The 26690-nt window shown below is 68.6% G+C and carries 28 protein-coding genes; 16 read left to right on the forward strand and 12 right to left on the reverse strand.

Annotation, left to right across the window (positions count from 1 at the left end):
• Window positions 1-37: 37 nt before the first annotated feature.
• Window positions 38-1126 carry a serine hydrolase domain-containing protein gene (locus ACZ3HV_RS20460; protein ID WP_465686534.1) on the forward strand — a complete coding sequence of 363 codons (1089 nt, stop codon included), beginning with the start codon at window positions 38-40 and terminating at the stop codon, window positions 1124-1126.
• Here ACZ3HV_RS20460 and ACZ3HV_RS20465 read toward each other — a convergent pair whose 3' ends face one another.
• Both ACZ3HV_RS20465 and ACZ3HV_RS20470 read right to left on the reverse strand, forming a co-directional pair.
• Window positions 1127-1735, reverse strand: a complete 609-nt coding sequence (locus ACZ3HV_RS20465; protein ID WP_360363027.1) for a ClpP family protease — start codon at window positions 1733-1735, stop codon at window positions 1127-1129. It lies immediately after the preceding gene.
• Window positions 1732-2328, reverse strand: coding sequence for a ClpP family protease (locus ACZ3HV_RS20470; RefSeq protein ID WP_360363029.1), 597 nt, complete (start codon window positions 2326-2328; stop codon window positions 1732-1734). Before ACZ3HV_RS20470 ends, ACZ3HV_RS20465 begins: the two co-directional genes overlap by 4 nt.
• Here ACZ3HV_RS20470 and ACZ3HV_RS20475 point away from each other — a divergent pair.
• Window positions 2327-2467 carry a hypothetical protein gene (locus tag ACZ3HV_RS20475; RefSeq protein WP_465686536.1) on the forward strand — a complete coding sequence of 47 codons (141 nt, stop codon included), beginning with the start codon at window positions 2327-2329 and terminating at the stop codon, window positions 2465-2467. The two genes, ACZ3HV_RS20470 and ACZ3HV_RS20475, sit on opposite strands and share 2 nt — an antisense overlap.
• On the opposite strand, the gene ACZ3HV_RS20480 is transcribed toward ACZ3HV_RS20475, so the two are convergent.
• Both ACZ3HV_RS20480 and ACZ3HV_RS20485 read right to left on the reverse strand, forming a co-directional pair.
• Window positions 2448-2627: a hypothetical protein gene (locus ACZ3HV_RS20480; RefSeq protein ID WP_465686538.1), complete on the reverse strand. Its 180-nt coding sequence runs from the start codon at window positions 2625-2627 to the stop codon at window positions 2448-2450. The two genes, ACZ3HV_RS20475 and ACZ3HV_RS20480, sit on opposite strands and share 20 nt — an antisense overlap.
• A gap of 60 nt (window positions 2628-2687) precedes the next feature.
• The gene (locus ACZ3HV_RS20485; protein ID WP_465686540.1) at window positions 2688-3314 is read right to left on the reverse strand and encodes a class I SAM-dependent methyltransferase; all 627 of its coding nucleotides are present in this window, start codon (window positions 3312-3314) and stop codon (window positions 2688-2690) included.
• Between the two features lie 86 nt (window positions 3315-3400).
• Here ACZ3HV_RS20485 and pcrA point away from each other — a divergent pair, with 86 nt between their 5' ends.
• The 4 genes from pcrA (at window position 3401) to ACZ3HV_RS20505 (ending at window position 8146) form a co-directional block, all read left to right on the forward strand.
• Window positions 3401-5719, forward strand: coding sequence for a DNA helicase PcrA (gene pcrA, locus ACZ3HV_RS20490; protein WP_465686542.1), 2319 nt, complete (start codon window positions 3401-3403; stop codon window positions 5717-5719).
• 97 nt (window positions 5720-5816) lie between these two features.
• Entirely contained in the window at window positions 5817-6380 is a 564-nt protein-coding gene (locus tag ACZ3HV_RS20495) for a hypothetical protein (protein WP_465686544.1), read from the forward strand.
• 46 nt (window positions 6381-6426) lie between these two features.
• Window positions 6427-7098 (forward strand): TetR/AcrR family transcriptional regulator, encoded by a 672-nt coding sequence (locus ACZ3HV_RS20500; protein WP_465686546.1) that lies wholly within the window; start codon window positions 6427-6429, stop codon window positions 7096-7098.
• A 67-nt stretch (window positions 7099-7165) separates the two neighbouring features.
• Window positions 7166-8146 (forward strand): NAD(P)-dependent alcohol dehydrogenase, encoded by a 981-nt coding sequence (locus tag ACZ3HV_RS20505; RefSeq protein ID WP_465686548.1) that lies wholly within the window; start codon window positions 7166-7168, stop codon window positions 8144-8146.
• Here ACZ3HV_RS20505 and ACZ3HV_RS20510 read toward each other — a convergent pair.
• The 4 genes from ACZ3HV_RS20510 to ACZ3HV_RS20525 form a co-directional block, all read right to left on the reverse strand.
• A complete protein-coding gene (locus ACZ3HV_RS20510; protein ID WP_465686550.1) occupies window positions 8136-9434 on the reverse strand; it encodes a lanthionine synthetase LanC family protein in 1299 nt (432 codons plus the stop codon). The genes ACZ3HV_RS20505 and ACZ3HV_RS20510 overlap by 11 nt on opposite strands.
• Window positions 9431-9949, reverse strand: a complete 519-nt coding sequence (locus ACZ3HV_RS20515) for a DUF6886 family protein (RefSeq protein WP_465686552.1) — start codon at window positions 9947-9949, stop codon at window positions 9431-9433. Before ACZ3HV_RS20515 ends, ACZ3HV_RS20510 begins: the two co-directional genes overlap by 4 nt.
• 49 nt (window positions 9950-9998) lie before the next feature.
• Window positions 9999-10736 (reverse strand): M23 family metallopeptidase, encoded by a 738-nt coding sequence (locus ACZ3HV_RS20520; RefSeq protein WP_465686554.1) that lies wholly within the window; start codon window positions 10734-10736, stop codon window positions 9999-10001.
• 421 nt (window positions 10737-11157) lie between these two features.
• Complete coding sequence (locus ACZ3HV_RS20525; RefSeq protein WP_465686556.1) at window positions 11158-12033, reverse strand: esterase/lipase family protein; 876 nt, start codon at window positions 12031-12033, stop codon at window positions 11158-11160.
• Window positions 12034-12165: 132 nt separating this feature from the next.
• Between ACZ3HV_RS20525 and ACZ3HV_RS20530 the strand changes: the two genes are divergently transcribed.
• The 5 genes from ACZ3HV_RS20530 (at window position 12166) to ACZ3HV_RS20550 (ending at window position 16430) form a co-directional block, all read left to right on the forward strand.
• A complete protein-coding gene (locus ACZ3HV_RS20530) occupies window positions 12166-12585 on the forward strand; it encodes a cobalamin B12-binding domain-containing protein (protein WP_360363050.1) in 420 nt (139 codons plus the stop codon).
• A 366-nt stretch (window positions 12586-12951) separates the two neighbouring features.
• Window positions 12952-14229 (forward strand): ABC transporter substrate-binding protein, encoded by a 1278-nt coding sequence (locus tag ACZ3HV_RS20535; RefSeq protein ID WP_465686558.1) that lies wholly within the window; start codon window positions 12952-12954, stop codon window positions 14227-14229.
• Window positions 14230-14320: 91 nt separating this feature from the next.
• Entirely contained in the window at window positions 14321-15391 is a 1071-nt protein-coding gene (locus ACZ3HV_RS20540; protein WP_465686560.1) for a carbohydrate ABC transporter permease, read from the forward strand.
• Window positions 15388-16266 carry a carbohydrate ABC transporter permease gene (locus tag ACZ3HV_RS20545; RefSeq protein WP_465686562.1) on the forward strand — a complete coding sequence of 293 codons (879 nt, stop codon included), beginning with the start codon at window positions 15388-15390 and terminating at the stop codon, window positions 16264-16266. Before ACZ3HV_RS20540 ends, ACZ3HV_RS20545 begins: the two co-directional genes overlap by 4 nt.
• Window positions 16263-16430: a hypothetical protein gene (locus tag ACZ3HV_RS20550; RefSeq protein WP_465686564.1), complete on the forward strand. Its 168-nt coding sequence runs from the start codon at window positions 16263-16265 to the stop codon at window positions 16428-16430. The genes ACZ3HV_RS20545 and ACZ3HV_RS20550 overlap by 4 nt, the downstream gene beginning before the upstream one ends.
• A 46-nt stretch (window positions 16431-16476) precedes the next feature.
• Here the strand turns inward: ACZ3HV_RS20550 and ACZ3HV_RS20555 are convergent, their stop codons facing one another.
• Entirely contained in the window at window positions 16477-18120 is a 1644-nt protein-coding gene (locus ACZ3HV_RS20555; protein WP_465686566.1) for a glycoside hydrolase family 13 protein, read from the reverse strand.
• A gap of 128 nt (window positions 18121-18248) precedes the next feature.
• Here ACZ3HV_RS20555 and sucC point away from each other — a divergent pair, with 128 nt between their 5' ends.
• Together sucC and sucD are read left to right on the forward strand one after the other, a co-directional pair.
• Window positions 18249-19418 carry an ADP-forming succinate--CoA ligase subunit beta gene (gene sucC, locus ACZ3HV_RS20560; RefSeq protein WP_465686568.1) on the forward strand — a complete coding sequence of 390 codons (1170 nt, stop codon included), beginning with the start codon at window positions 18249-18251 and terminating at the stop codon, window positions 19416-19418.
• Between the two features lie 14 nt (window positions 19419-19432).
• Complete coding sequence (sucD, locus tag ACZ3HV_RS20565; protein WP_465686570.1) at window positions 19433-20338, forward strand: succinate--CoA ligase subunit alpha; 906 nt, start codon at window positions 19433-19435, stop codon at window positions 20336-20338.
• Between the two features lie 51 nt (window positions 20339-20389).
• Here the strand turns inward: sucD and ACZ3HV_RS20570 are convergent, their stop codons facing one another.
• Entirely contained in the window at window positions 20390-21724 is a 1335-nt protein-coding gene (locus ACZ3HV_RS20570) for a hypothetical protein (RefSeq protein WP_465686572.1), read from the reverse strand.
• Between the two features lie 175 nt (window positions 21725-21899).
• On the opposite strand from ACZ3HV_RS20570, the gene ACZ3HV_RS20575 reads away from it, so the two are divergent.
• From ACZ3HV_RS20575 to purH, 3 genes are read left to right on the forward strand one after another with little or no spacing between them, the layout of a single operon-like run.
• On the forward strand, window positions 21900-23156 hold the full coding sequence (locus tag ACZ3HV_RS20575; protein ID WP_465686574.1) for a cell division protein PerM: 1257 nt from the start codon (window positions 21900-21902) through the stop codon (window positions 23154-23156).
• A 10-nt stretch (window positions 23157-23166) separates the two neighbouring features.
• Window positions 23167-23799, forward strand: coding sequence for a phosphoribosylglycinamide formyltransferase (purN, locus tag ACZ3HV_RS20580; RefSeq protein WP_465686576.1), 633 nt, complete (start codon window positions 23167-23169; stop codon window positions 23797-23799).
• On the forward strand, window positions 23796-25355 hold the full coding sequence (gene purH, locus ACZ3HV_RS20585) for a bifunctional phosphoribosylaminoimidazolecarboxamide formyltransferase/IMP cyclohydrolase (RefSeq protein WP_465686578.1): 1560 nt from the start codon (window positions 23796-23798) through the stop codon (window positions 25353-25355). The genes purN and purH overlap by 4 nt, the downstream gene beginning before the upstream one ends.
• 74 nt (window positions 25356-25429) lie before the next feature.
• Here the strand turns inward: purH and ACZ3HV_RS20590 are convergent, their stop codons facing one another.
• On the reverse strand, window positions 25430-25699 hold the full coding sequence (locus ACZ3HV_RS20590; protein WP_360363273.1) for a DUF3017 domain-containing protein: 270 nt from the start codon (window positions 25697-25699) through the stop codon (window positions 25430-25432).
• 37 nt (window positions 25700-25736) lie between these two features.
• Complete coding sequence (locus ACZ3HV_RS20595) at window positions 25737-26594, reverse strand: bifunctional methylenetetrahydrofolate dehydrogenase/methenyltetrahydrofolate cyclohydrolase (RefSeq protein ID WP_465686580.1); 858 nt, start codon at window positions 26592-26594, stop codon at window positions 25737-25739.
• Window positions 26595-26690: the final 96 nt, after the last annotated feature.

The raw sequence follows: 26690 nt of genomic DNA on the forward strand, positions 1-26690 counted from the left end.
TGCCTGGCACGGCAAGCTGGTTTCCAGGGAGGGGACGATGGACTTCGGCGGCGTGTGTGAACCACAGGACGTCGGCCTCGACGCCGGCCGGCTCGCTGCGGCGCTCGAGCTGGTCGAGGCTCGTGGAGCGATCGCGCAAGTGTGTGTCGTCCGCGACGGCCAAGTCGTGGTCGACCGGAGCCTCGGCTGTCCGCCGGACGCGCTGTTCTGGCTCTTCTCCGCGAGCAAGCCGTACGTCGCCATCGTCATCCATCACCTGGTCGAGTCCGGCCGTCTCCACCTGGACGATGCGGTGGCGGCGTACTGGTCCGGGTTCGGGCACAACGGCAAGCGCGAGATCACCGTCCGTCACGTGTTGCGGCATCGGTCCGGTGTGTCCCACGCCGGGTCGTACTTGGGAGATGTCCGTGCGATGGCCGACTGGGACCGGTCGCTGCAGCGGATCGAGGACGCCCGGCCACGCTGGCCGATCGGCACGGTCGCGTACAGCCCGCTGGCCTACGGGTTCATTCTCGGCGAGGTCGCCCGGCGCTGCGCCGGCCGGCCGATCGAGGAGCTGGTACGGCGCTCAGTCCTCGAACCACTCGGGGTCGCCGACACCTACCTGGGGTTGCCGGAGGACGAGTGGGAGCGGTCTGTCCCCATCCGTGCTGCCGGACCGGCCGGCCCGTTCATCCAGTCGGTGGTGAACCGCCGCAGTACGCGGGAGGCCGTCGTACCGGCGGCTGGGATCTCCACCACCGCGCGGGACCTGGCCGCGCTCTACCAGGCCCTGCTGCAGGGCGGGCTCGGTCCGGCCGGCCGGATCCTGCGGCCGGAGACGCTGGCGATCGCGGTCGAGCCGAGCAGCGAGGGCGAGTTCGACCCGGTCGCGCGGGCGCCGATCCGCTGGTCGCAGGGGTTCCAGCTCGGCGGCCCGCGCTCCATCCCGGGAGCGGTCAGCTCGCTCGGGTCGGCGAGCAGCCCGCGCGCCTTCGGTCACAACGGCAGCAACTGCTGTCTCGGCTGGGCCGACCCGGACCGGCGGATCGCCTACGCCTACCTCACCAATCGCGTCGGCCGCCCGAAAGCCGACCTCGCCCACCACGCCGCCGTCTCCGACGAGATCCTCGCCGCGGCGGACTGATCAGGCGAAGGCGGCGAGTGGGACCCGTTCGGTGATCACCTCGTCGACGATGCCGTACTCCTTGGCCCCTTCCGCGGTCAGCACGTGGTCCCGGTCGGTGTCGTGCCGCAGCCGCTCGATCGACTGCCCGGTGTGCCGCGCCAGGATCTCCTCGACCTGTCCACGGACCCGGACCACCTCGTCGGCCTGCAAGATCAGGTCCGGGATCGTGCCCTGGCCACGGGCGGCCGGCTGGTGCAGGACGATCCGGGCATGCGGCAGGACGGCGCGACGCCCCGGTGCACCCGCGGCCAGCAGCACTGCCCCGGCCGAGATGGCCTGGCCGACGCAGTACGTCGCGATCGGCGACTGGATGAACCGCATCGTGTCGTAGATCGCGAGCATCGCGGTCATGTCGCCGCCCTCGCAGTTGATGAAGATCCCGATCTCCTGCTCGGGCTTGTCCGCCTCCAGGTGCAGCAGTTGCGCGATCACGGCGTTCGCGACGCCGGAGTCGATCGCCGTACCGAGGTAGATGATCCGCTCACTGAGCAGATGCGAGTAGACGTCCATGATCCGCTCGCCGCGCGGGTGCTGCGCGATGACATTGGGAATCGTGTAGCTGCTCATGCGGCCGCCTTCCGTGCGGGCATCACTTGGTCGAAGGACTCGACGATGTGGTCGATGAAGCCGTACTGGCGGGCCTGTTCGGCGGTGTACCAGTGGTCGTGCAGGGAGTCCTCGTGCACCGTGTCGAACGGCTGCCCGGTGTCCTCCGCGATCAGCGCCAGGACCGTGTCGCGGATGTGCCGCAGGTCGTTGGCCTGGATCTCGATCTCCACCGCGGATCCGCCGATCCCGGCCGATCCCTGATGCATGAGCACCCTTGCGTGCCGCAGTGCGTAGCGCTTGCCCGGCGTACCGGCCGACAGCAGGAACTGTCCGGCGCTGCAGGCCAGTCCGATCGCCAGCGTCGACACGTTGCAGGGCACCAGCCGCATCACGTCCCGGATCGCGAGCATCGACGGCACCGAGCCGCCGAGCGAGTGGATCCACAACGCGATATCGGCGTCCGGGTCCTCGGCGGCCAGCGTCAGGATCTGGGTCGCCAGCAAGGTCCCGTTGTCGTCGTCGAGTGTTCCGTCCAGTACGACGATCCGCTGCCCGAGCAACCGCTGCCGGGCCGACTCGTTGAACAGCGGCGCTTTGTTGTCTTCTGCCATGTCTTCCACCCTGACCGGGCGAACCATGGTGACCCCAGCTTTTCTGCTGACGGCAAGTCTGCCCACAGCGGACAAGGTCCTGCTCTGGCTCGGCAACCCCGACCCGGTGGTGCTCCAGCTCACCCGCCAGCTGTCCTGAGGACCCGCCGTACCCGATCGGCGAAGTCCGCGGGGAAGGTGTGGCCGAGTCCGGGGATCCGCTCGATCGTGCAACCGTAGGCAGTCAGCCGCTCCTCGGCACCGTCCACGACCTCGAGCAGGTCGTCGCCGGCACCGATCCAAATCGTTGCCGGTGACAACGGTCCCGTCGCCTCCTCCGGAAGCTCACGCAGCGCGGGCGCCGAGTCGGGAGGTCTGTGTCATGGGCGGACCGCTCGGCCGAGGATGTGGGGGGCGGCTGGGTTGAAACCGGTGGGTGGGAAGTCGAAGCGGTCCAGCGTGGTGATCGTGAAGCCTGCGGCGGTGATGGCGGCCGCTGTGTCGCGGTGCAGGTGGCAGCCGCCGCTGAACCAGGGGTAGACGGTGGCGTCCGCGACTCGCTGGACCGTGGTCAGCCGGCTGCCGGCCGACCCCGCGACGTGTTCGTAGAAGCGGAGTTCCCCGCCGGGACGGAGGATCCGGAACGCCTCGGCCAGGGCGACTGCCTGGTCCGGGACCGAGCACAACACGAGCGACGTGACCACGGCATCGACCGAATCGTCCGCGAGCGGCAGGCGTTCCGCCGTACCGTTCACGACCTCCACGCGCACCGGCGCGACGGTGGCCAGGTGCTCGGCCTTGGCCCGCAGGTACGGCTCGGGCTCGACGGCGACGACGCTCGTCACCTCGGCCGGGTAGTGCGCGAAGTTCCCGCCGTCCCCGGCGCCGACCTCGAGCACCTGACCCGCCAGCCCGTCCAGCAGTTGCTTGCGGTGCCCGGCCACGCCGTGGTCGTCCAGCTGTGGCCGCACCCGCGCATAGAGCCGCGCGAACATCGGATGTCCCATGCCCACCCACCCTAAGGTGCCGAGGAGACACCCCGTTCGAACCGGCGTTCGGTAACTGTCGGAGGGAGCGCCTAAGGTGTTGGGTGATGACTACGCTGTTCTCGCCTGATGAGCTCCCGGTGCCGCTGGAAGAGCCGAAGACGCATCGGACAGATCCGGATGCGCTGCTGAAGGGGCTCAATCCGCAGCAGCGGGCCGCCGTCGTGCACGCGGGCAAACCGCTGCTGGTGGTGGCCGGTGCCGGGTCCGGCAAGACCCGGGTGCTGACGCGGCGGATCGCCTACCTGCTGGCGGCCCGCGACGCGCACCCCGGATCGATCCTGGCGATCACGTTCACCAACAAGGCCGCCGCCGAGATGCGCGAGCGGGTCGTGGACCTGGTCGGCCCGCGGGCGAAGCTGATGTGGGTCTCGACGTTCCACTCGTCGTGTGTGCGGATCCTGCGCCGCGACATCAAGCGGTTCGGGATCAACTCGACGTTCTCGATCTACGACGACACCGACTCGCGCCGGCTGATGACGCTGGTCTGCCGCGAGCTCGACCTCGACGTGAAGCGGTACAACCCGCGCGCCGTGCTGAACTGGATCAGCACCCAGAAGAACGAGCTGATCGACCACGAGACCGCGGCGGCGAAGACCGAGAACCATCTCGAGGAGACCTACGCCGAGTGCTACCGGGTCTACCAGGAGCGCCTGGCCCAGGCGAACGCGCTGGACTTCGACGACCTGCTGATGACCACGGTCAACCTGCTGCAGGCCTTCCCCGAAGTCCGTGAGTACTATCGCCGCCGCTTCCGCCACGTGCTGGTGGACGAGTACCAGGACACCAACCACGCGCAGTACACCCTGATCCGGGAGCTCTGCGGCGAGGACGACCCGAACTACAACGGCCCGACCGCACCGCCGGCCGAGCTGATGGTGGTCGGCGACTCCGACCAGTCGATCTACGCCTTCCGTGGCGCGACGATCCGCAACATCCTCGCCTTCGAGGAGGACTTCAACGGCGCCGAGACGATCCTGCTGGAGCAGAACTACCGCTCCACCCAGACGATCCTGACCGCGGCCAACGCGGTGATCAGCCGGAACGAGGGCCGCAAGGCGAAGAACCTCTGGTCCGACCAGGGCCAGGGCGAGCAGATCGCGGTGTACGTCGCCGACAACGAGCACGACGAGGCCCAGTTCGTCGCCGACGAGATCGACCGGCTTACCGACGCGGACGGGGTGAAGCCGTCCGACGTGGCGGTCTTCTACCGGACCAACGCGCAGTCTCGTGTTTTCGAGGAGGTCTTCATCCGCACCGGCCAGCCGTACAAGGTGGTCGGCGGCGTCCGGTTCTACGAGCGCAAGGAGGTCCGCGACGCGCTCGCGTACCTGCGCGTGCTGGTCAACCCCGAGGACACCGTCTCGCTGCGCCGGATCCTCAACGTGCCCAAGCGTGGCATCGGCGACCGGGCCGAGGCCGCGATCGAGGCGCTGGCGGCGCGGGACCGGACCTCGTTCGCCCAGGCGCTGCGCCGGGCCCAGGACGCGCCGGCGATGGCGTCGCGGTCGGTGAACGCCGTCCAAGCCTTCATCGACATCCTCGACGAGCTGACCGCGATGGTCGACTCGGGCGCCCCGCCGGACGACATCCTGGACGTCGCGCTGCACCGCTCCGGGTACTACGAGGAGCTGCAGAAGTCACCGGATCCCCAAGACGAGACCCGGCTGGAGAACCTCGACGAGTTCATCTCGGTGGCGCGCGAGTTCGTGGAGGAGCGGACCGCGGCCGGTGAGGCCGCCGATCTGCAGGCCTTCCTGGAGCGGGTCGCCCTGGTCGCGGACGCCGACCAGATCCCGGATGCCGTCGAGGACGGTGGCGTGGTCACGCTGATGACGCTGCACACCGCGAAGGGACTGGAGTTCCCGGTGGTCTTCCTGACCGGGATGGAGGACGGTGTCTTCCCGCACTCGCGGTCGCTGACCGATCTGAAGGAGCTCGAGGAAGAACGCCGGCTCGCGTACGTCGGGATCACGCGGGCCCGGCAGCGACTGGCGATCTCGCGGGCCGCCGTCCGTTCGGCGTACGGCGCTCCGCAGCACAACCCACCGTCGCGGTTCCTGGAGGAGATCCCGGCCGAGCTGCTCGACTGGCGCCGGGACGAGTCCGCGATCACCCGCTGGTCGGGCACCGGGACCACCCGCGGCAGCGGGATCTCGAGCCGCTACGAGCCGCCGCGCAAGACGGCCTCCGACAAACCGGTGATCAGCCTGAACCCGGGCGATCGCGTGGTGCACGACAGCTTCGGCATGGGCACGGTCGTCGTGGTCCGCGGCGAGGGTCAGCAGGCGCAGGCGGACATCGACTTCGGATCCGAAGGTGTGAAGCGGTTGCTGCTGCGTTACGCACCGGTAGAGAAGATCTGAGGCATATCTCCGTCAAGGTTTTGGACGTTTACCTTGTGTAAGCGCCGGAGATTGAGACAATCAAGGATCTCGCCCCCTCCCGGAAGCGTCCTCCCTGATGCCCAAGTCCTCGGCAGGCAGTCACCGCCGGATCATCCTGGCGGGGGCCAACCCTGGGCTGCGGCTGTTCGACGAGAACGGCAAGGTGACGGCGTACGCGTCGATCTGGATGGTCGACTGGTCCATCCGCGGCCCCGGTACGGCGGTGGTCCTCTGGTTCGACGGGATCGTCCGGGTGGTCTCCGAGGACGTCGACCTGGCCGCCTGGCTGGAGCGGTACTTCGTCCGTTCGTTCCTCGAGGTGCAGGGCCTGCCGTGGCACGAGCCCGCGATCGAGCGTGACCTGGTCCAGGTCTCGATGAACCTCGCCGAGGGCCTCACCGCCAAGGCGGCCGACATCCAGATCGAGATGGGCGGCGTCCTCGACCGCCGGCTGTTCGCGACCGACAACTTCCAGCTGGCCGACGGCAACCACAGTCTGAGCCTGGTGATCGCGCCGGTCCGGTCCGCCACGGTCTCGATCGGCGGCGCCTCGGTCCCGGGCTTCGTGCAGGTCGATGGCTCACCCGACAAGCCCGGCTCGTCCGCCTTCCTCACCACCGCCGAGGTCTGGCAGCGCTGACCCTCTGCCTTACGCTGTACGAATCGAGCGTAGGAAGGGGATACAGGTGGCGACCCAAGCGTCTGAGCCGCGGACTCCGCTGAGCCGGGACCGGGTACTGCGGGCCGCGGTGGCGATCGCCGACGCCGACGGGCTCGAGGCCGTCACGATGCGCCGGATCGGCGACACGCTCGGCGCCGAGGCGATGTCGCTGTACTACCACGTGGCGAACAAGAACGCCCTGCTCGACGGCATCGTCGACGTCCTGATGGACGAGCTCAACGCGGTCGTCGACGGTGACGACGCCTCCGGCGGCTGGAAGGCGGCGATGCGGCGCCGGATCCTGACCGCCCGGCAACTCATGCTGCGGCACCCCTGGGCGCCGCGGCTCCTGGAGAGCCGGACGACGATGCGACCGGCGGTGGTGCTGTACCACGACCGGCTGGTCGGCCTGATGCGCTCCGGCGGCTTCAGCTACGACCTGGCACACCACGCGCTGCACGCCTTGGGCAGCAGGGCGCTGGGCTTCTCGCAGGAACTGTTCGATCCGTCGGCCGGCGCCGGCGCCGAGTCCGAGCGCATGCTCGTCGACCTCGCCGACCAACTCCCGAACCTGGTGGGCATGCTGTCCGAGATCGCCCACGACGACCCGGACTCCACACTCGGCTGGTGTGACGACCAGGCCGAGTTCGAGTTCTCCCTCGACCTGATCCTCGACGGCCTCGATCGACTCCACTGACCCCTTGACTGTTCTTACAACGTAAGCCAACCTTACGACGTGAGACTTACGTTGTAAGGGGGCGGTTATGAAGGCCATCGTTCAGTACCGGTACGGATCACCCGACGGACTGGAGTTCACCGACATCGACCGGCCGGCGCCGGGCGATCACCAGGTGCTGGTCAAGGTGCGTGCGGCCTCGGTCAACGCCCGTGACTGGCACGTCATGCGGGGCGATCCGTACGTCGCTCGCCCGTCCGCCGACCTCGGCTGGCGCCGCCCCAACGTGAAGGTCCGTGGCACGGACTTCGCCGGCACGGTGGAGGCGGTCGGCTCCGCGGTGACCGGACTGCGGATCGGCGACGAGGTGTACGGCGAAGCGCCCGGAGCCTTCGCCGAGTACGTCGTCGCATCCACGGACAGGGTCGGCGCGAAACCGGCCAACCTCACCTTCGACCAGGCGGCGGCGATACCGCTGGCCGCGAACACCGCCCTGATCGGACTGCGGGACGTGGCCAAACTCCAGGCCGGGCAACACGTCCTGATCAACGGAGCGGCCGGCGGCGTCGGCACCTTCGCCGTCCAGCTCGGCAAGGCGCTGGGGGCCGAGGTGACCGGGGTCTGCAGCACCAGGAACGTCGAGCTCGTCCGGTCCCTCGGCGCCGACGAGGTCATCGACTACACCAGCACCGACTTCAGCCGCACCGACCGCCAGTACGACGTCGTCCTCGATCTCGTCGGCAATCGGTCCCTGACCGCCCTCCGACGAGCGGTGACCCGCAACGGCATCCTCCTGCTGTCAGGTGGCGGTCTGTTCACCGGCGGCAGCCTCTTCGGCCCGCTCGGCCTGATGATCCGAGGGATGGCCGCAGCTCCCTTCGTCCGCCAACGCGTGCTCCTCTTCAACGGCGCGGCGAGCAAAGCCAACCTGGTCGCCCTCCGCGAACTCGCCGAAGCCGGCAAGCTCACCGCGGCCATCGACCGGACCTACCCTCTCGCGGCCGCGGCCGACGCCATCGGTTACGTCGAGACCGGGCACGCCCGCGGCAAGGTGGTCATCACCGTCTGAGCGCCCACCAGTTGTCCATCCGCTCGATCGCGCGCTGATCACCGCCGAGCACGCGCTCGATCCGGAACAGGTACGCCGCGATCCCCGCTGCCCCCTGCATCCAGCCCACTCCCGGCGGCAGCAGCGGCTCGTCGTTGCGGTACTCGATGAAGCGCCAGTACGCCGCCGGCCCGTCGTGGATCGCCGGTTCCACCAGGGCATCCGCGAGCCGTACGGCGAACTCCAGGTCCTGCTCGTCACCGTTGCGGTGCCACGAATCCAGGCAGACGTCGCCGACTCCCGCCGTACCGCAGCAGCGGCCGTCGTTGTCCCAGAAGCCCGGGTGGATGCGCTCCGGGACACCCGAGTACCGCACGCTGTCGAGGCACCGCCGGTGCCAGGTCATCGTCGACTCACCGGCGACCTGCTTCACTCCGGCGTAATCGAGTGCCGTGAAGAGCAGCGACGTACCCGGAGCGCCGTGACACCAGTTGTAGGTGTACTCGTCGCCGTGGCGCTCCGCCCACGGGATCACCCGCGGTACCCGGAATCCCTTGTCGTCGTTGATCCCGAGCGTGACCAGATGTTCGGCGCCTCGCTGGGCAGCGGTCACGAGTTCCGGCCGTCCCAGCTCGACGCCGGCTGCCGCGAGTACCGCCGCGATCCCGGACAAGCCGTGCGAGAAGTTCGGCATCTCGACGGGCGGGTCGAGCACGAATCGGCGCGGCACGAACAGCCAGTTCAGGCCGCTCGGCGTCTCCTCCTGCTCGGCCAGCAGGTGATCGGCCGCCCGGTTGGCCAGTGGCCGGGCGGCCTCGCCGTGGCGGAGAGCCCACAGGGCGCCCATCAGGACACCGGCGGTCCCGAGGGTGGCGTCGTTGGCGACAGCGCCCGGGCGGTACTTCTCCTCGTTCTCCAGGTAGCTCTCGTGCCAGCCGTCGCCGGTGGCGAGCTCCAGGGCACGTTCGACTGCCGCAGCGGAGCCGGGCTCCCCCAAGGCTGTGAGGACTCCGATGCCGCTGGGCAGACCGTCGAAGTACGTGATGCTTGCCTCGGTCGGGATGGTGCTGCGGATGCGGTTGGCGATCGCGCTCGCCAGGTGCTGCTCGTCGTCCGTCCACGGGCGAGTCAGTTTGATCTCCGCCAGGGTGTGGGCGAGTCCGCCGAGGCCACTGTGCATGCCATCGGCGTACTCGGTCTGCCTCTCGCCGCCGGCCGACTCCGGGATCCAGGGGACGTCGTCGTCCCACTGCACCTGCTCGAGGACCCAGCCCCAGGCCCCTTCGGCAAGAGCGCCGTACGTCGTCATGGCCGGGCGTTCCGCATCCGGATGCCGCTCCACTCGAGCGTGCTGACGGTGACCTGGGACCAGAAGTCGTGCAGCCGTGTCAGCACGCGCAACTGGATGCCGGCTTCGTCGTGCAGCTCGAAGAGGTCGCCGACTCGCTCGGGCGGACCCAACGGCCGGACCTCGGTAGTCGCGACGACGGCCGCATCGTGCTCGACGAAGGCGTCGGCGGGCAGGCGGTAGGCGTAGAGCTCGACATTGCGCATCGCGTCCAGCCAGCCGTACTCGACGGCGTGCACGCGGGTGCCGGAACCGGCGCCGATGATGCGGTCGCGGTCATCGGAAGTGGTCGAGGGGCCGACCCACGCCATCGCGCGGGGGCACTGCCTCGGGAACCAGTAGTCGGGGGCTCGGTCATGGCCGACGGCCCACACGTAGGGGGTGACCTTCTGCGCCGTCTTCGCGACGTGCGGCCGGAAGACGTCGATGGTCGGGTCTTCGGAGAAATGCAGGACCTCACCAGATGCCGGGCGCATGCGCGGCAGCTTAGTCAGGTGTCAGCTGGTGGTGCCGGGATTTACCGGATCAGCCGGCGGTGTACGGGTCGAGGCCGCAGTGGTTGCGCAGCCAGGGTGCCGGGTCGATCGCTTCGCCGCCGTCCGGGTGGACCTCGAAGTGCAGGTGCGGGCCGGTGGTGTTGCCGGTCATACCGACCGCGCCGACCTGGTCACCGGCGTACAGCGTCTCGCCGACACTCACGCTGAACTTCGACATGTGGTTGTACCAGGTGACGGTGCCGTCCTCGTGCCGGACCTGGACCTGGCGGCCGTACGGGCCGGCCCAGTCGGCGAAGATCACGACGCCCTTCATCACGGTGTTGATCCGGGTGCCGATCGGGGCAGCGAAGTCGAGGCCGGTGTGGTTGTGGGCCCAGCGGCTGCCGCCCTGCCCGAACGTCGCGGTGATGTGGTAGCCGGTCAGCATGATCTCGCAGCGGGTGGCCGACTCGCGGGCCTTCTTCTCGGCCTCGTCGGCCTTGGCCTTCGCCAGGGCGAGGGCACTCGCGCGCTTGGCGGTCAGGGCCTGGCTGGCGGTGAGCTTGGCGGCCCGGGCCTTGGCCAGCTGGGCGGCCGCGGCCTGCTTCTTGTTCGTGCCGGTGTCGGCCAGCTGGACCCGGGAGGAGTCACGGGTGGCGAGCTGGCGGGCCTGGATGCGTGCCGTGGTGATGCCGGACAGATTCCCGTTGTCCAGGCTCAGGGCGGCAAGGTTCACCGCCGAGTTCGCCTGCGTCGGCGAGGCGAGCGAGCTGTGGCTGAATCCCACGGCTCCTGCCGCCGCGGCAAGCGCCGCGGTCAGACCGACGATCTGGGTACTGCTGGGAGTATTACGCCTGGCAACACGATGCTTGGCACTGTGACGTGATGCGCCGGGTTTGCGCGCAGCGTTGCCTGGCGTGTCGCGGTCGCCCGCGGCACGGTGCTGGGACACAACGTGGCCTTTCGGTCACAGGGGAGGGGCTAGGGGAGGGGGGCCGAAGCTCTCTTCCATCTCCTGCGGGGGTTTATTCCCGCTGGGGACTCACGCACGATAACGGATCAGTCACGAGCCCACAAACCCCGCCACCCACTTTTCCGCGCCACCTTCACGAAACTTTTGCATGAGCCGCTGCACGTGCATCTGGCGGAAGGCGTCCAGAAAGCTGCTTCATCAGGCAAAACTGAGCATGTCAGAACAAGGGGGGAGGTCAGGCGACCGTGTTCTGTCCGGCGTCCCGGCCATCGTCCCGCTCGTCCAGGTGAGCCAGCATCCCGGTGATCTGGTGCACGACGTCACCATGGAACGGCAGGGACAGGTGGCCGACGCCGCGGATCCGCACGTTGCTCGCGATCAGATCGGGATGCCGGATCCGGGCCCGCCGCTGCGGCACGATCAGCTGGTCGACGTCGCTGTAGAAAGCGACGAACCGGGTCCGGCAGTCCGGCGCTGGCTCGGCCAGCTCGGTCATCAGCTCGCTATCGGGCCGCACCTGCTTGACCAGCGGCCACGGCAGCAGCCGGGCGGCGACCGTGCCCTGGTGTGGTGTCCCGAGCGTGACGCAGGTGTGCACCCGCTCGTGACCGCCGAGCCGCTGGGTGTAGTACCGCGCGATCAGTCCGCCCAGGCTGTGCCCGACGACGTGGATCTGATCGGACCCGGAGGCTTCGCAGATCGCCTCGATCTCCTCGCCCATCCGTTCCGCGGTACGGCGTACGTCGACCGTCAGCGGTGAGTACGAGAACGTGTGGATGCTGCTGAACCCGCGCCGCTGCAGTTGCCGGCGCATCAGCGCGAAGATCGTGTGGTTGTCGATGATCCCGTGCACCAGCAGGATCGGCGTACCGGCCGCGCGGACGTCGCTGACCAGCAGGCTGCGCTGGGCCGGGGTCAGGCCGGCCAGGGTGAGTCGTTCGGTCCGGGAGCCGGAGCTGCCGACCAGGCCAAGCGGATACATGGCCAGATGCGTGGTGAGCCAGCCGATCTCCACGGCCGCGCCGTGCAGTACCCGGGGCGTCAGGGCGGAGCGGGCGCCGTACGCCAGTCCGTCCAGCGCGCCGCGGATGTCGTCCTGCCAGGTAGTCATGGGCGACTCCTCACAAACCAGACCCCCCGAATGGTCCGATCTCTTTCAAGGTAACCGGTTCCCTTCGCGCGTGTCGGGGAACACACACCTTCGTGTCTTATCCGTGAGGTACGGACCGGTTAGCCTGCGAGCATGCCTGCTACGAGTCCTCTGCGCGTCGTCGTCGCCAAGCCTGGCCTGGACGGCCACGACCGTGGCGCGAAGGTCGTCGCCCGGGCCCTCCGGGACGCCGGGATGGAGGTCATCTACACCGGCCTGCACCAGACCCCGGAGCAGATCGTCGAGACCGCCATCGCCGAGGACGCCGACGCGATCGGGCTGTCGGTGCTGTCCGGTGCGCACATGACCCTGTTCAAGCGGGTCCGCGAGCTGCTGACCGAGCGCGACGCCGAGGACATCGTGGTGTTCGGCGGCGGAATCATCCCGGACGCCGACCTGCAGCCGCTGGCCGAACTCGGTGTGCACAAGATCTTCACCCCCGGCGCGACCACCACCGAGATCGTCGAGTGGGTCCGCAGCAACGTCGGCGACGCCTCGGCCTCACCGGCCTGAGTACCGGAGGTGCCCGGATCCGCTCCGGAGCGTGATGACGACTGCCCGGAGTCGTTCTGAACGGTTACGGCGCGTTCAGTAAGGTTACTTGCGGGTAATACCGAATCGTTAAGAAATACCTGGTTGTGCGGGCTGTCGAATCGCGGTCGCATACAGCCATGCGGCTGTCTGTTTCAGAGACCGTCGAGTGGAGACGTTGTGTGTGGCTCAGAACACATCGGCCCCGTTCTCGGTTACTGTCCGGACAGGGCGGATCGCAGTGCGGTGGGGACTGTGACCCACTGACGCAGGACCAAGCGAGTCCCATCGGGAGAGGGCAGGTAAACGATGAGGTTTGAACGATCACACACACGCAAGGCGGCTTTCGTGGCCGTCGCAAGCAGCCTGGTGTTGCTGGCGTCCGCGTGTGGTGGCGGGAACGATGAGAGCAGCGGAGGTACCTCGACCGGGGGAGCGCTTGAGGGTCGCGGCCCGATCAACTTTGCCACCGGCAAGGACACCTCCGGGAACCTGACGAACCAGGTCGCCGCGTGGAACTCGCAGCACCCGGACGAGAAGGTCACTGTGTCGGAGCTGCCCGAGTCCGCGGACCAGCAGCGGGCACAGATGATCTCGAACGCGCAGAACAAGTCCGACGCGTTCAGCGTGCTCAACCTGGACGTGGTCTGGACCGCGGAGTTCGCGGCCAACCGCTGGGTGACGGAGTTGCCGGCGGACCAGTTCCCGGATCTGAACAAGTTGCTGCCGTCAACGGTCGACACCGCGAAGTACCGCGACAAGCTGTACGGCGTGCCGGTGACGTCCGACGGTGGTCTGCTGTACTACCGCAAGGACCTGCTGGACAAGGCCGGTCTGCAGCCGCCGAAGACCTGGGAAGAGATGGTCACCGCCTGTGCCAAGGTGAAGGCACTGCCGGAGGGCAAGAACATCGGCTGCTACGCGGGCCAGTTCGAGAAGTACGAAGGCCTGACCGTCAACTTCTCCGAGGCCGTCAACGGTGCCGGTGGAGTCGTCGTCGGTGACGACGGCAAGCCGAACGTCGACACCCCGGAGGCGCTCGCCGGTCTGACCGCCCTGACCGAGGGCTTCAAGACGGGCTTCATCCCGAAGGCCGCCATCACCTACACCGAGGAGCCGGGCCGCCGGGCGTTCCAGGAGGGCAACCTGCTCTTCCACCGCAACTGGCCGTACGTGTACGCGCTGGCGAACAAGACCGACGGCTCGTCGAAGATCGCCGGCAAGTTCGCGGTCGCGCCGCTGCCGGGTATGACCGGCGCGGGCGTGTCCACCCTGGGTGGTCACAACTACGCGATCTCGGAGTTCGCCAAGAACAAGGCGACCGCGGCGGACTTCATCAAGTTCATGTCCAGTGAGGAGCGGCAGAAGGCGAACGTCGAGAAGACGTCGCAGGCACCGACCTGGGCCTCGCTGTACGACGACCCGGACCTGAACAAGCAATTCCCGTACCTGGCGCCGCTGAAGGCCTCGATCGAGGGCGCGAAGTCGCGGCCGAAGGTGGTCAAGTACGGCGACGTCACCACGGCGATCCAGGAGGCGGCGTACGGCGCTCTGACTGGCACGATGACGCCGAAGGACGCATTGACCCAGCTGCAGACCAAGTTGAGCTCGCTCATCACGCAATGACCGAAGCGGCGGGGCCGGTGCGCAGCTTCACAGCTACGCGCCGGCCCCGGCCTGTCGCTGCCCGCAGGCGGGCAGAGAGAAGGAGGCAGAGGTGAGTACAACCGCCCCGGTCGCAAAGCGGCCGACGTCGGAAACCACCAAGAAGCCCAAGCGGCGGAGCTCGTTCAACGAGGGAACCGGCCGGCTGGCCGCGCTGCTGCTGTCGCCGACCATGATCGTGCTGATCCTCGTGGTCGGGTTGCCGATCCTCGCGGCGTTGCGCGAGTCGCTGTACACGAGCGGTCAACAGATCGACGAGTCGGGCTTCATCGTCCAGGGCTCCAAGTTCGTGGGGCTCGACAACTACACGGCGATCTTCTCCGGCGAGACCGGCACCCGATTCTGGAACGCCTTCTACAACACCACGTTCTTCACCGTCGCCTGTGTGGTCCTGGAGACCGTCCTGGGTGTCATGATGGCCCTGGTGATGCACAAGGCGTTCAGGGGCCGCGCCATCGTGCGGGCCAGCATCCTGGTCCCGTGGGCGATCCCGACCGTCGTCTCGGCGCTGCTGTGGAAGTGGATCTTCCAGGCCGACGGCATCGCCAACGAGATGCTCGGCACCCAGATCCTGTGGTCCACCGAGGGCTGGCAGTCGGTGGTGTCAGTCATCGTCGCCGACACCTGGAAGACCGCGCCGTTCATCGGGCTGCTGGTGCTCGCGGGCCTGCAGACGATTCCGGACGAGGTCTACGAGGCCGCGAAGGTCGACGGCGCGAAGGCGTGGTCGGCGTTCGTCCACATCACGATGCCGTTGGTGAAGCCGGCGCTGCTGGTGGCAGTGCTGTTCCGCATCCTCGACACGCTGCGAATCTTCGACCTGCCGTTCGTGCTGGTCGGCCCGAACAAGGAGTCGGTCGAGACGCTGTCGATCTTGGCGTACCTCGAAGCCAACCAGACCCGGTACGGGCCGGCGGCGGCGTACGCGACTTTGCTGTTCATCTACGTCGCTGTGGTCGCGTATGTGTTCGTGAAGCTGCTGGGTGCCGACGTGTTCGGTGACGCCATCCAGCGGAAGTCGAAGAAGAAGAACGGCAGGAATGGTCGCGCCCAGGCCAAGCAGACCGACCAAGGCGCCCCGGTGGCCGGACTGACCGCCGGTGGCGGCTTAGGAGGTGAATGATGACTGTTGCTGAGAAGGCCCCGAGGGCGATCGACATCAAGGCGGCCGAGGCACCGTGGTACCGGCGCTGGCTGCCGCTGATCGGTGTCGCGGTGATCGTGCTCTACTGCCTGGTGCCGTTCTTCTGGATGGTGGTGTCGTCGCTGCGCCGGCCGACCGACCAGTTCGACAACTCGATCATTCCGTCGCCCATTTCGTTTACCAACTTCACCGACGTGTTCAAGCCCGGCACCGGGTTCCAGCGTGGTCTGCTGAACAGCCTGATCGTGGCAGGTACGGTGACGATCCTGACGCTGATCATCGGGATGGTGGCGGCGTACACGCTGGCCCGGCTGGAGTTCCGGGGCAAGAACTTCGTGCTGGCGATCATCATCGTCACCTCGATGTTCCCGGGCATCTCGCTGGTGATCCCGCTGAAGAAGCTGTTCGTCAACATCGACTGGATCAACACCTACCAGGCGATGATCGTGCCCAGCCTGTCGTTCGCGCTGCCACTGGCGGTGTGGCTCCTGACCGCGTTCTTCCGGCAGATGCCACGAGAGCTCGAGCAGGCCGCGATGGTGGACGGCTGTACGCCGGCCCAGGCGTTCCGCAAGGTGATCCTCCCGCTGGCCGCACCGGGGGTGTTCACCACCGCGATCATCACCTTCATCGCGGCCTGGAACGAGTTCCTGATCGCGCTGAGCATGGTGAACAAGAAGGAGTACCAGACCGCCAACGTGGTGATCTCGCAGTTCACCGGTGCGTCGGGACGTGACCAACCGTTCGGCAGCCAGATGGCCGCCGGTGTGGTGGTGACGATCCCGCTGGTGATCGCCGTGCTGCTGTTCCAGCGCCGTATCGTCGCCGGCCTCACGGCAGGTGGCGTGAAGTGAGCTGGTTCCGCCGTCGTGCGGAAGAGCGTGACCGCCGGGACCGCGACGACCGGGACCGGCGGGACCGCGAGGATCGGGACCGGCGCGACCGGGAGGACCGGGAGCGCTGGGAACGGGACGAACGGGATCGCCGCGACCGCGAGGATCGCGCCCGATACCGTTAGGTACTCGCAGAAACGGCCGGAGCTGCTGCTCCGGCCGTTTCTCTTTTCAGATCTCCAGCCAGGCAGTGGCATCCGTTGGCAGCTGGGTGCCGGTCAGAGGCTCACTGGTGAGCAGGATTCGCTGGTGGGGCGGGAGCTCGACGGGGGCATCGGCGAGGTTGACCACGCAGCGGAAGCTGGGATCGCGGGTGAAGGAGAGGACGCCGGGGACGGCCTCCTCGTCCCAGGCGAGGCGGCCTTCGCCAAGCGCCGGGTTCTCGCGGCGGACTCGCAGGGCGGCCTTGTAGAGGTTGAGGTGGCTGTCCGGTGCGGGTGCCTGCGCCTCGGCGGTCAGCGGAGCCCAGTCGGCGGGCTGGGGCAGCCAGGGCTGATCGGTACCGGGACCGAAACCGTACGGCGGTTCCGAGCCGGACCACGGGATCGGGACGCGGCAGCCGTCGCGACCGCGGACGGTGTGGCCGGAACGCTCCCAGGTGGGGTCGTCGAGGACGTCCTCCGGCAGGTCCTCGACCTCGGGGAGACCAAGCTCGTCGCCCTGGTAGACGTAGGCACCGCCGGGCAGGGCGAGCTCGAGGAGGACGGCGGCCCGGGCGCGCCGGCGGCCGAGCTCGAGATCGGTGGGTACGACGCCCGCACCCTTCAGCGCGTCCCGCTTGTTCCGGCCGTACCGCGTGCGATGCCGGATCGTGTCGTGGTTGCTCAGCACCCAGGTCGCCGGTGCCCCGACGGCCCACAGGTTGTCCGTGGTGTGGTCGATGACTTCACGCAACTCCGTCGCGTCCCAGGCACATTGCAGTACGTCGAAGTTGAACGCGGAATGCAGTTCGTTCGGCCGCACGTACTGCGCGAGCCGCTCCGCCGGTGACAGCCACGCCTCCGCCACGAACACCCGGGGGCCTTGCGGCGTATCGGCGTACTCGTCGGCGATCGCCCGCCAGCGCTGGTGGATCGTGTGCACTCCCGGCTGGTCGTAGAACGGGTGGCCGACGTACTTCTCGTGGGTCGGATCGCCGTTGTGCAGCAGCTCCACTTCAGGCATGGCCGGATCCTTGGCCATCGAGTCGGCCACGTCGATCCGGAACCCGTCGACGCCACGGTCGAACCAGAACCGCAGGATCGCGTCGAACTCCTCGATCACCTTCGGGTTGTCCCAGTTCCAGTCCGGCTGGGAGATGTCGAACAGGTGCAGATACCACTGCCCGTCCTCGATCTGCTGCCACGCGCCGCCGCCGAACGCGGCCGGCCAGTTGGTCGGCGGCAGCCCGCCCTTCTTGCCGTCGCGGAACCAGAAGAGGTCGCGCTCCGGAGAGCCCTTGCCCGCCGCCAGTGCGGCCTTGAACCACGGGTGCTCCCAGGAGCAGTGGTTCGGCACGAGGTCGATCAGGATCCGCAGCCCGAGGGCGTGCGCCTCCGCGATCAGGGCGTCCGCGTCCGCCAGGGTGCCGAACTCCGGGTTGATGTCCCGGTAGTCGGACACGTCGTACCCGCCGTCGAGCAGCGGAGACGGGTACCAGGGACTGATCCAGATCGCGTCGACGCCGAGGTCGGCCAGGTACGGCAGCCGGGCCCGGACGCCGTTCACGTCACCGGTCCCGTCGCCGTCGGCGTCGGCGAAGGAGCGCGGGTACACCTGGTAGACGACGGCGCTACGCCACCAGTCGTCAGCTGGTCTGGTTCCTGGGTCACTCATGTGACCTAGCCTGACACGAGGAGCCGGACCGGCTGTGACGGTCGTCTCAGCGACGACCCCGACTGTTGCCCCGAGCGCGAGGGTGGCTAGTGTCAGGATCCCGTACAGGCGAGAGAGGGACCACACTCGTGGATCTGATGGAATTCCAGGCGAAGACGGTCTTCGCCAAGCACGGAGTGCGGACGACCGTGGGTGCGGTCGTCACCACGCCGGAGGAAGCCCGCGCGGCGGCCGAGAAGATCGGCGGCCGGGTGGTCGTGAAGGCCCAGGTGAAGACCGGTGGCCGCGGCAAGGCCGGCGGCGTCAAGCTGGCGAGCAGCCCGGACGAGGCCGAAGAGAAGGCCCGCGAGATCCTCGGCCTGGACATCAAGGGTCACGTCGTCAAGATCCTGAACATCGTCCCGGCCGCGGCGATCGCGGAGGAGTACTACTTCTCCTTCCTGGTCGACCGGGCGAACCGCAACTACCTCTGCATCGCGTCGGCCGCCGGCGGCATGGAGATCGAAGAGGTCGCGCACACCAACCCGGACGCGGTGGCGCAGATCTCGATCGACCCGGCCACCGGAGTGGACGAGGCGAAGGCGCGTGAGATCGCCGTCGCGGCGAAGTACCCCGCCGACGTGATCGACGCCGTCGTACCGGAGATCGTCAAGCTGTACGGCGTCTTCATCGCCGAGGACGCCTCGCTGGTCGAGGTGAACCCGCTGGTCAAGCTCGCCGACGGCAACGTCGAGGCGCTGGACGGCAAGGTCACCCTGGACGAGAACGCGGACTTCCGGCACCCGGACCACGCCGAGTTCGAGGACATCTCGGCGGCCGACCCGCTGGAGGCCGCGGCCAAGGCCAAGGGCCTGAACTACGTCAAGCTGGACGGCTCGGTCGGCATCATCGGCAACGGCGCCGGCCTGGTCATGTCCACGCTGGACGTGGTCGCGTACGCGGGTTCGTCGTACGGCGTGAAACCGGCCAACTTCCTCGACATCGGCGGCGGTGCGAGCGCCGAGGTGATGGCGAACGGGCTGGAGATCATCATCTCCGACCCGCAGGTGGAGAGCGTGTTCGTCAACGTCTTCGGCGGCATCACCGCCTGCGACGCGGTCGCGAACGGCATCGTGCAGGCGTTCGAGTTGCTGGCGAGCCGGGACGAGCACGTCACCAAGCCGATGGTCGTCCGGCTGGACGGCAACAACGCCGAGGAGGGCCGCCGGATCCTCGACGAGGCGGGCCTGGCCGGTCTGGAGCGGGTCGACACGATGGACGGCGCCGCCAAGCGCGCCGCCGAGCTGGCTGCGAAGTAAGGGATCGCCGAACAATGTCTATCTTCCTGACCAAGGACAGCAAGGTCATCGTCCAGGGCATGACCGGCTCCGAAGGCACCAAGCACACCACCCGGATGCTTGCCTCCGGCACCAACATCGTCGGCGGCGTGAACCCGCGTAAGGCGGGCCAGAGCGTTGAATTCACAGCCTTCGACGGCCCAAGTGTCGCAGTGCCGGTGTTCGGTACCGTCGCGGACGCCGTGAAGGAGACCGGCGCGAACGTGTCGGTCATCTTCGTGCCGCCGAAGTTCACCAAGGACGCGGTGCTGGAGGCGATCGAGGCCGCCGTACCGCTGGTCGTGGTGATCACCGAGGGCGTGCCGGTGCACGACACCGCCGCGTTCTTCGCCGCCGCGCAGGCCTCCGGTACCACCCGGATCATCGGCCCGAACTGCCCCGGCATCATCACCCCGGGCGCGTCGAACGCCGGCATCATCCCGGCCGACATCGCCGGCCAGGGCCGGATCGGCCTGGTCAGCAAGTCCGGCACGCTGACCTACCAGATGATGTACGAGCTGCGGGACTTCGGGTTCTCCACCGCGATCGGCATCGGCGGCGACCCGATCATCGGTACGACGCACATCGACGCGCTGGCCGCGTTCCAGAACGACCCGGACACCGACGCGATCGTGATGATCGGTGAGATCGGTGGCGACGCCGAGGAGCGGGCGGCCGCGTTCATCAAGGAGAACGTGACCAAGCCGGTCGTCGGCTACGTCGCCGGCTTCACCGCGCCGGAGGGCAAGACGATGGGCCACGCGGGCGCGATCGTGTCCGGCTCGTCCGGTACGGCGGCCGCGAAGCAGGAGGCCCTCGAGGCCGTCGGCGTGAAGGTCGGCAAGACGCCGAGCGAAACCGCCAACCTGATGCGCGAGATCATGCAGGGCCTGACCAAGTAACCCAGGCACCAAGAGAACGGGACCTGCGCTCGCAGGTCCCGTTCTCTCGTACTACTTGTACGACGCCGATCGTTCGGCGGCCCGGATCACGGTCTCGTTGAACGCCGTGTCCGAGATGTCCAGGTCCTTCAGCACCGGGAACAGCACGTAGACCGCGCGATCCCCGGACCCCGCGATGCCGATCCGGTAGGTGAACTTCTTCCCGTTCCCGGTGTCGTACGTCGCCAGCCAGCTCTCGCCCTTGATCGTGCTGGTCGCGATCGAGCCGGTGGACTCCACCCTCGCGTTCGAGACCGCCTTCTCACAGCCGTCGACGTTCTTGCGGATCTGGGTGACGAAACCGGCCGCCGCCGTCGGGGTGGCGAACTTCGCGACCGTGTCGTCGAGGCCGAACTCGGTCGGCACCTTCGCCTCCGGCGTGACGTAGGTGAGCGTGCCGTACTTCGTTGCCTTCGCGGTCTTGAAGTTGATCTTCTCGCACCCGGTGCCGGCAGTGGTCTTCGCGCCCGGGCTGCTGACCCACGGCTTGTCGATGTCGGCCAGCACCGGCAGGTCGACCGGCGCCATGTACCCAGGAGAGTCGGTGGCGGGCAGCAGGCCGGCCGTCGCCACCGGTGCCGTGGTGCCGCAGCCGCCCGACTGGGCGCAGATCTTCTTGACTCCGAGATTCGCCGCGGCCAGGACCGCGTCCGGCTTGGGCGGCGTAGCGGAGATGGTGTCGTGCTCGAGCACCACGGTGGCCTGGCCGGCCAGCGAGACCGCGATCGTCTTGTACTTCGTCTTGGTGCCGGACGGCTGGCCGAAGACCGCGAGCACACCGCGCTCGCCGACCCCGGTGGTGACGTAGCTCGCGGTGAGTCGGGTCTGCGCGGCCGAGCACTGGCTCAGCCAGCCGACGATCGAGCTGTACGCCTTACCCGCGGCGGCCTTGTCGTTCGACACCTCGACGTACTGGACCGCGGTGTCCTTGGTGGCCGAGTTCTGGAGCGTGCGGACCCAGGTGCGCAGCCCGGCCGGGTCGGCGAACCGCTGGGACTGGCAGACGAACGCCCTGTCCGGGGCGGTACCGCCGTCGTCGGTCTTGGTGACCGCCCAGGCGCCGGTCGCGGACAACGGCTTCGCGCTGGTGCCGTCGAGCAGCACCTTGTTGTCGGCCAGCATGTCCGGGTTGGACGGCTTGTCGTCGGACGGGCCGTTGCCGACCTTCGGACCGGACGAGTTGTCGCCGCCGAACGCGTTCAGCGCCGCGACGCCGCCGCCGCCGACCAGCACCACGACCGCCGCACCGGCTGCGATCGTCTGGTTCCGCTTGCGCGCCTTCTGCCGGCGCGCTTCCCGGGCAGCGGCGCGACCGCCGCCGCGCGGTGCGCGGTGGGAACCGGCCAAAGCTCGACCTCCTGACTGATTCCACCCGACAGTACCCGGTGGACCCTTGCCGCTCACAAACAGCTACCCACAGGTCAAGAAGCGGGAACCGAGCGTGAGCGAGCGGGCTGAAGTCTTCCATATCCGGCGTGTCAGGACGAGTGGTGTCCAGCGACGGGGTGACGATGGATGTCAGATGACCGACATGCTGAGCCGCCCGGGTGCCCGTGACGGCGGACCACACCAGGCTCCCGGGCCCGCCCCCGAGGTCACTGCCCCGACCAAGCCCGTGGTCGTCTCGGCCGTGATCTCCGCCGGCGCCTGCCTGCTCACCGGACTCCTGACGTGTGCGGCGGTCGCTGTGATCGGTTGGCTGGCCGCGACCTTCGGTGGCGCCTCCGGAGCGATCCGCGCGGGCGCATCGGCCTGGCTGGTCGCCCACAAGGCCGGAGTGACGCTCGGGAGCGGTTCCCTGACGGTCGCACCGCTCGGTCTGACCTTCTTCTTCGCCTGGTGCCTGTATCGCGGTGGCAAGTCCGCCGCCCGTAGCAGCGCGGCCGACCGGACCAAAGACCTGATCCTGCTCTCCGGGGTGTTCGCCGGCGTGTACGGACTCGGTGCGCTCGTCGTGGCGTTGCTCACGGCCGACGGTGCGCTCAACGTGTCCCCGCTGTCCGCGTTCCTCGGGGCCGCCTCAATCGCCCTGGTCGCCGGCACCCTCGGCGTACTGGTCGAGTCCGGTGCGGCCCAGGACATCGCCGACGCGACTCCCAAGGGGTTGCGGGACACCGTGCCGGCCGCGGTCGCCGCCGTACTGACCGTGATCGCGATCGCCTCGGTCCTGTACGGCGTACTGCTGGCGATCCACTTCTCCCGGATCACCGGGATGCTGGAGCTGCTGGACGCCGGTGTGATCGGGTCGGTGGTGCTGTTCGCCATCTGCCTGATGCTGGTGCCCAACATGGTCCTGTACGTCGTCTCCTTCCTCGCCGGACCCGGATTCCAGCTGGGAGTGGGTACGACGATCGCCCCGACCGGAGTGGATGTCGGGAACCTGCCCGCGCTTCCGCTGCTGGCCGCCGTACCCGCGGACGGCGCGACGCCGACATACTTGCTCGCACTGACCGCCGTGGTGCCGCTGGCCGCTGGCGTGGTCGCCGGACTGGTCGTGGTGCGGCGTGGGCTCGCGGATCAGGACGCTGACGCGCTCGGCTGGGATGCGTTCGCGCTGCGTGGCGGTATCGCGGCCCTGCTCGCCGGGGTGCTGCTGTACGCGCTGATGGCGATGTCGGGTGGTTCGGCCGGACCAGGCCGGATGTCGGCCGTCGGGATCCCGGCCGCGCTGCCGGCGGCCGGCGTACTGGCCGCGGGGATCGCGATCGGGGCCTCGATCACGGCCGCGGTGGCCGCCTCCCGCCGACCGGCTGACAGCGAGGCCGACGCCGCGGGATAAGGTTTGGCGCGTGACAGACCCGGTTGCGCCCACGCCCGAGCCAGCACGCCTCGTCGTGCTCGTGTCAGGGTCGGGTTCGAACCTGCAGGCACTCCTGGACGCCTGCGCCGACCCGGCGTACGGCGCTCAGGTCGTCGCCGTCGGTGCCGACCGGGAGGGGATCGCCGGGCTGGACCGGGCCGCGACCGCCGGAGTGCCGAGCTTCGTGCACAAGGTGAAGGACTACGCGGAGCGGGCCGACTGGGATCGTGCGCTGACCGCGTCGGTCGCGGAGTACAAGCCCGACCTGGTGGTGTCGGCCGGGTTCCTGAAGCTCGTCGGTGACGACTTCCTCGAGGCCTTCGGCGACCGGTACATCAACACGCACAACGCGCTGCTGCCCGCCTTCCCCGGCATCCACGGACCCCGGGACGCGCTCGAGTACGGCGTGAAGGTCGCCGGGGCGACGTTGTTCTTCGTGGACGGCGGCGTCGACACCGGGCCGATCATCGCGCAGGTCGTCGTAGACGTTGCCGACGACGACACCGAAGAAACCCTGACCGAACGGATCAAGGAGGTCGAACGCCGCCAGCTGGTGGAGTGGGTCGGCCGCCTCGTCCGCGAGGGCTGGACCATCACCGGACGAAAGGTTCGACTGAAGTGAGCACCGACCGCAGGCCGATCCGCCGGGCGCTGATCAGCGTCTACGACAAGACCGGTCTGGAGGAGCTCGCAAAGGCACTGTCCGAGGCCGGTGTCCAGATCGTGTCGACCGGTTCCACCGCGGGCCGGATCGCGGCGGCCGGCGTACCGGTGACCAAGGTCGAGGATCTGACCGGGTTCCCGGAGTGCCTGGACGGGCGGGTCAAGACGCTGCACCCGATGGTGCACGCCGGTCTGCTCGCCGACGTCCGCAAGCCCGACCACGTCGAGCAGCTGGCCGAGATGCGGGTCGAGCCGTTCGACCTGCTGGTGAGCAACCTGTACCCGTTCACCGAGACCGTCGCGTCCGGCGCGTCGGCGGACGAGTGCATCGAGCAGATCGACATCGGTGGGCCGTCGATGGTGCGCGGCGCGGCCAAGAACCACGCCAACGTGGCTGTCGTGGTGTCTCCTTCGCGGTACGGCGAGGTCGTCGCGGCCTTGGGTGAGGGTGGCTTCTCGCTGGAGCAGCGGCAGCGGCTGGCGGCGGATGCGTTCGTACACACTGCGGAGTACGACCTGGCCGTCGCATCGTGGATGGGCAACGTGCTGACCGACACCAGCGACGGGACCGGGTTCCCGCGCTGGATCGGGTCGGCTTGGGACCGGTCCGCCGTACTGCGGTACGGCGAGAACCCGCATCAGCCGGCGGCGCTCTACCGCAATGGCTCGGACGGTCTCGCCGCGGCGGCGCAGCTGCACGGCAAGGAGATGTCGTACAACAACTATGTCGACGCCGACGCTGCCCGTCGTACCGCCTATGACTTCAGTGAGCCGGCGGTGGCGATCATCAAGCACGCGAACCCGTGCGGGATCGCGGTCGGCAAGGACATCGCCGAAGCGCACCGCCGGGCCCACGAGTGCGACCCGGTCTCGGCGTACGGCGGTGTGATCGCGACCAACCGGCCCGTGTCGGTGGACATGGCCAAGCAGGTCGCGGAGATCTTCACCGAGGTGCTCGTCGCACCGGCGTACGACGACGGCGCGGTCGAGATCCTGCAGGGCAAGAAGAACATCCGGCTCCTGGTCGCGCCTTCGGCCACCGAGGGCGACGCCGTCGAGATGCGGGCGATCAGTGGTGGCCTGCTGCTGCAGCACCGCGATCGCTTCCAGGCGTCCGGCGACGAGCCGGCCGCGTGGACCCTCGCGGCCGGCGACCCTGCCTCCCCGGAGGTCCTCGCCGACCTCGCGTTCGCCTGGAAGGCCTGCCGCGCGGTCAAGTCCAACGCGATCCTGCTGGCTTCCGACGGCGCCTCGGTCGGCGTCGGCATGGGCCAGGTGAACCGCGTCGACTCCTGCCGCCTGGCCGTCTCCCGAGCCGGCGACCGCGCCACCGGCTCCGTCGCCGCCTCCGACGCCTTCTTCCCCTTCCCCGACGGCCTCGAGGTCCTCATCGAAGGCGGCGTCAAAGCAGTCGTCCAGCCCGGCGGCTCCATCCGGGACGAGGCAGCCATCGAAGCCGCCGCCAAGGCCGGCATCACCATGTACTTCACCGGCACCCGCCACTTCTTCCACTAGAACGCAAGCAGGCACGACACCCGGTGCCCCCCGTGCCAGGCACCGGCCCAAAGCACGCCAGGGAAACCCCACGGCTAGTTCGGGACTATGAGGCCCAGGGTGATGATTGCGGCGCCGGTGGCCAGCAGGAAGGCGGTGTCGAACATGCGGCCTCGGACGTGGAGGAGGCCGGCGGCGGTGTCGGAGAGGGTGGCTCGGAGGAGGCCGGCGAGGACTACGCTGCCGGCGAAGATGATGACGCCGTTGCGCCAGTTGTAGAAGGTGAGGACGACGAGGCCCGTCGCCGCCACCAGCAGCGACAGGACCAGGGGCCATTCGTTGCGGCGCTGGGCTTCCCCCGCCATCAGCACGTCACGCTCGTCTCGATCGTCCGGCCGCCGCTCATCCGGCCAGGCTCGCTTCGGCGGCTTCGACGACGTTGGTGAGGAGCATCGCGCGGGTCATCGGGCCGATGCCGCCGGGCATCGGGGCAATCCAGGCAGCCTGCTCACGGGCGGCCTCCTCGATGTCGCCGACGATCTTGCCCTCGGCGTTCCGGCTGGTGCCGACGTCGAGGAGTACGGCGCCCGGCTTCACCATGCCGGCGGTGATCAGGCCGGCCGAACCAGCCGCGGCGATCACGATGTCGCCCGTACGGACGACCGCGGCGAGGTCGGTGGTGCCGGTGTGGCACTGGGTCACGGTCGCGTTCTCGCTCCGCCGGGTGAACAGCAGCCCCATCGGCCGGCCCGCGGTGACGCCGCGGCCGACAACGACCACGTGGGCTCCGGCGATCGGTACGTCGTACCGCCGCAGGATCTCCACACAGCCCTTCGGCGTGCACGGCAGCGGACCGTCCTGGCCGAGGACGAGCTTGCCGAGGCTGACCGGGTGCAGGCCGTCGGCGTCCTTGACCGGGTCGATCAGGCCGAGGATCTCGTTCGTGTCGACGTGCTTGGGGAGCGGCAGTTGGACGATGAAGCCGGTGCAGTCCGGGTTCTCGTTGAGCTCGCGGACCTTCGCGGCGATCTCGTCCTGGGTCGCGGTCGCCGGCAGCACGACCTGGATCGACGAGATCCCGACCGCCGCGCAGTCCCGGTGCTTACCCGCCACGTACGCCCGGCTGCCCGGGTCGTCCCCGACCAGGATCGTGCCGAGCCCGGGTACTACGCCCTGCTCGGCCAGCTTCGCGACCCGGACCTTCAACTCGTCCTTGATCGCCGCCGCCGTCGCCTTACCGTCCAGAATCTGCGCCGTCACGCCACCAGAGTCTGCCATGCGGTCCACTGCCGCCCGCATCCCAGGCCCCGATGGCGCTCGCTGATCCCGGTGGGCCGGACCTGCGCCACTCACCAA

It is taken from the genome of Kribbella sp. NPDC020701 (assembly GCF_055562215.1).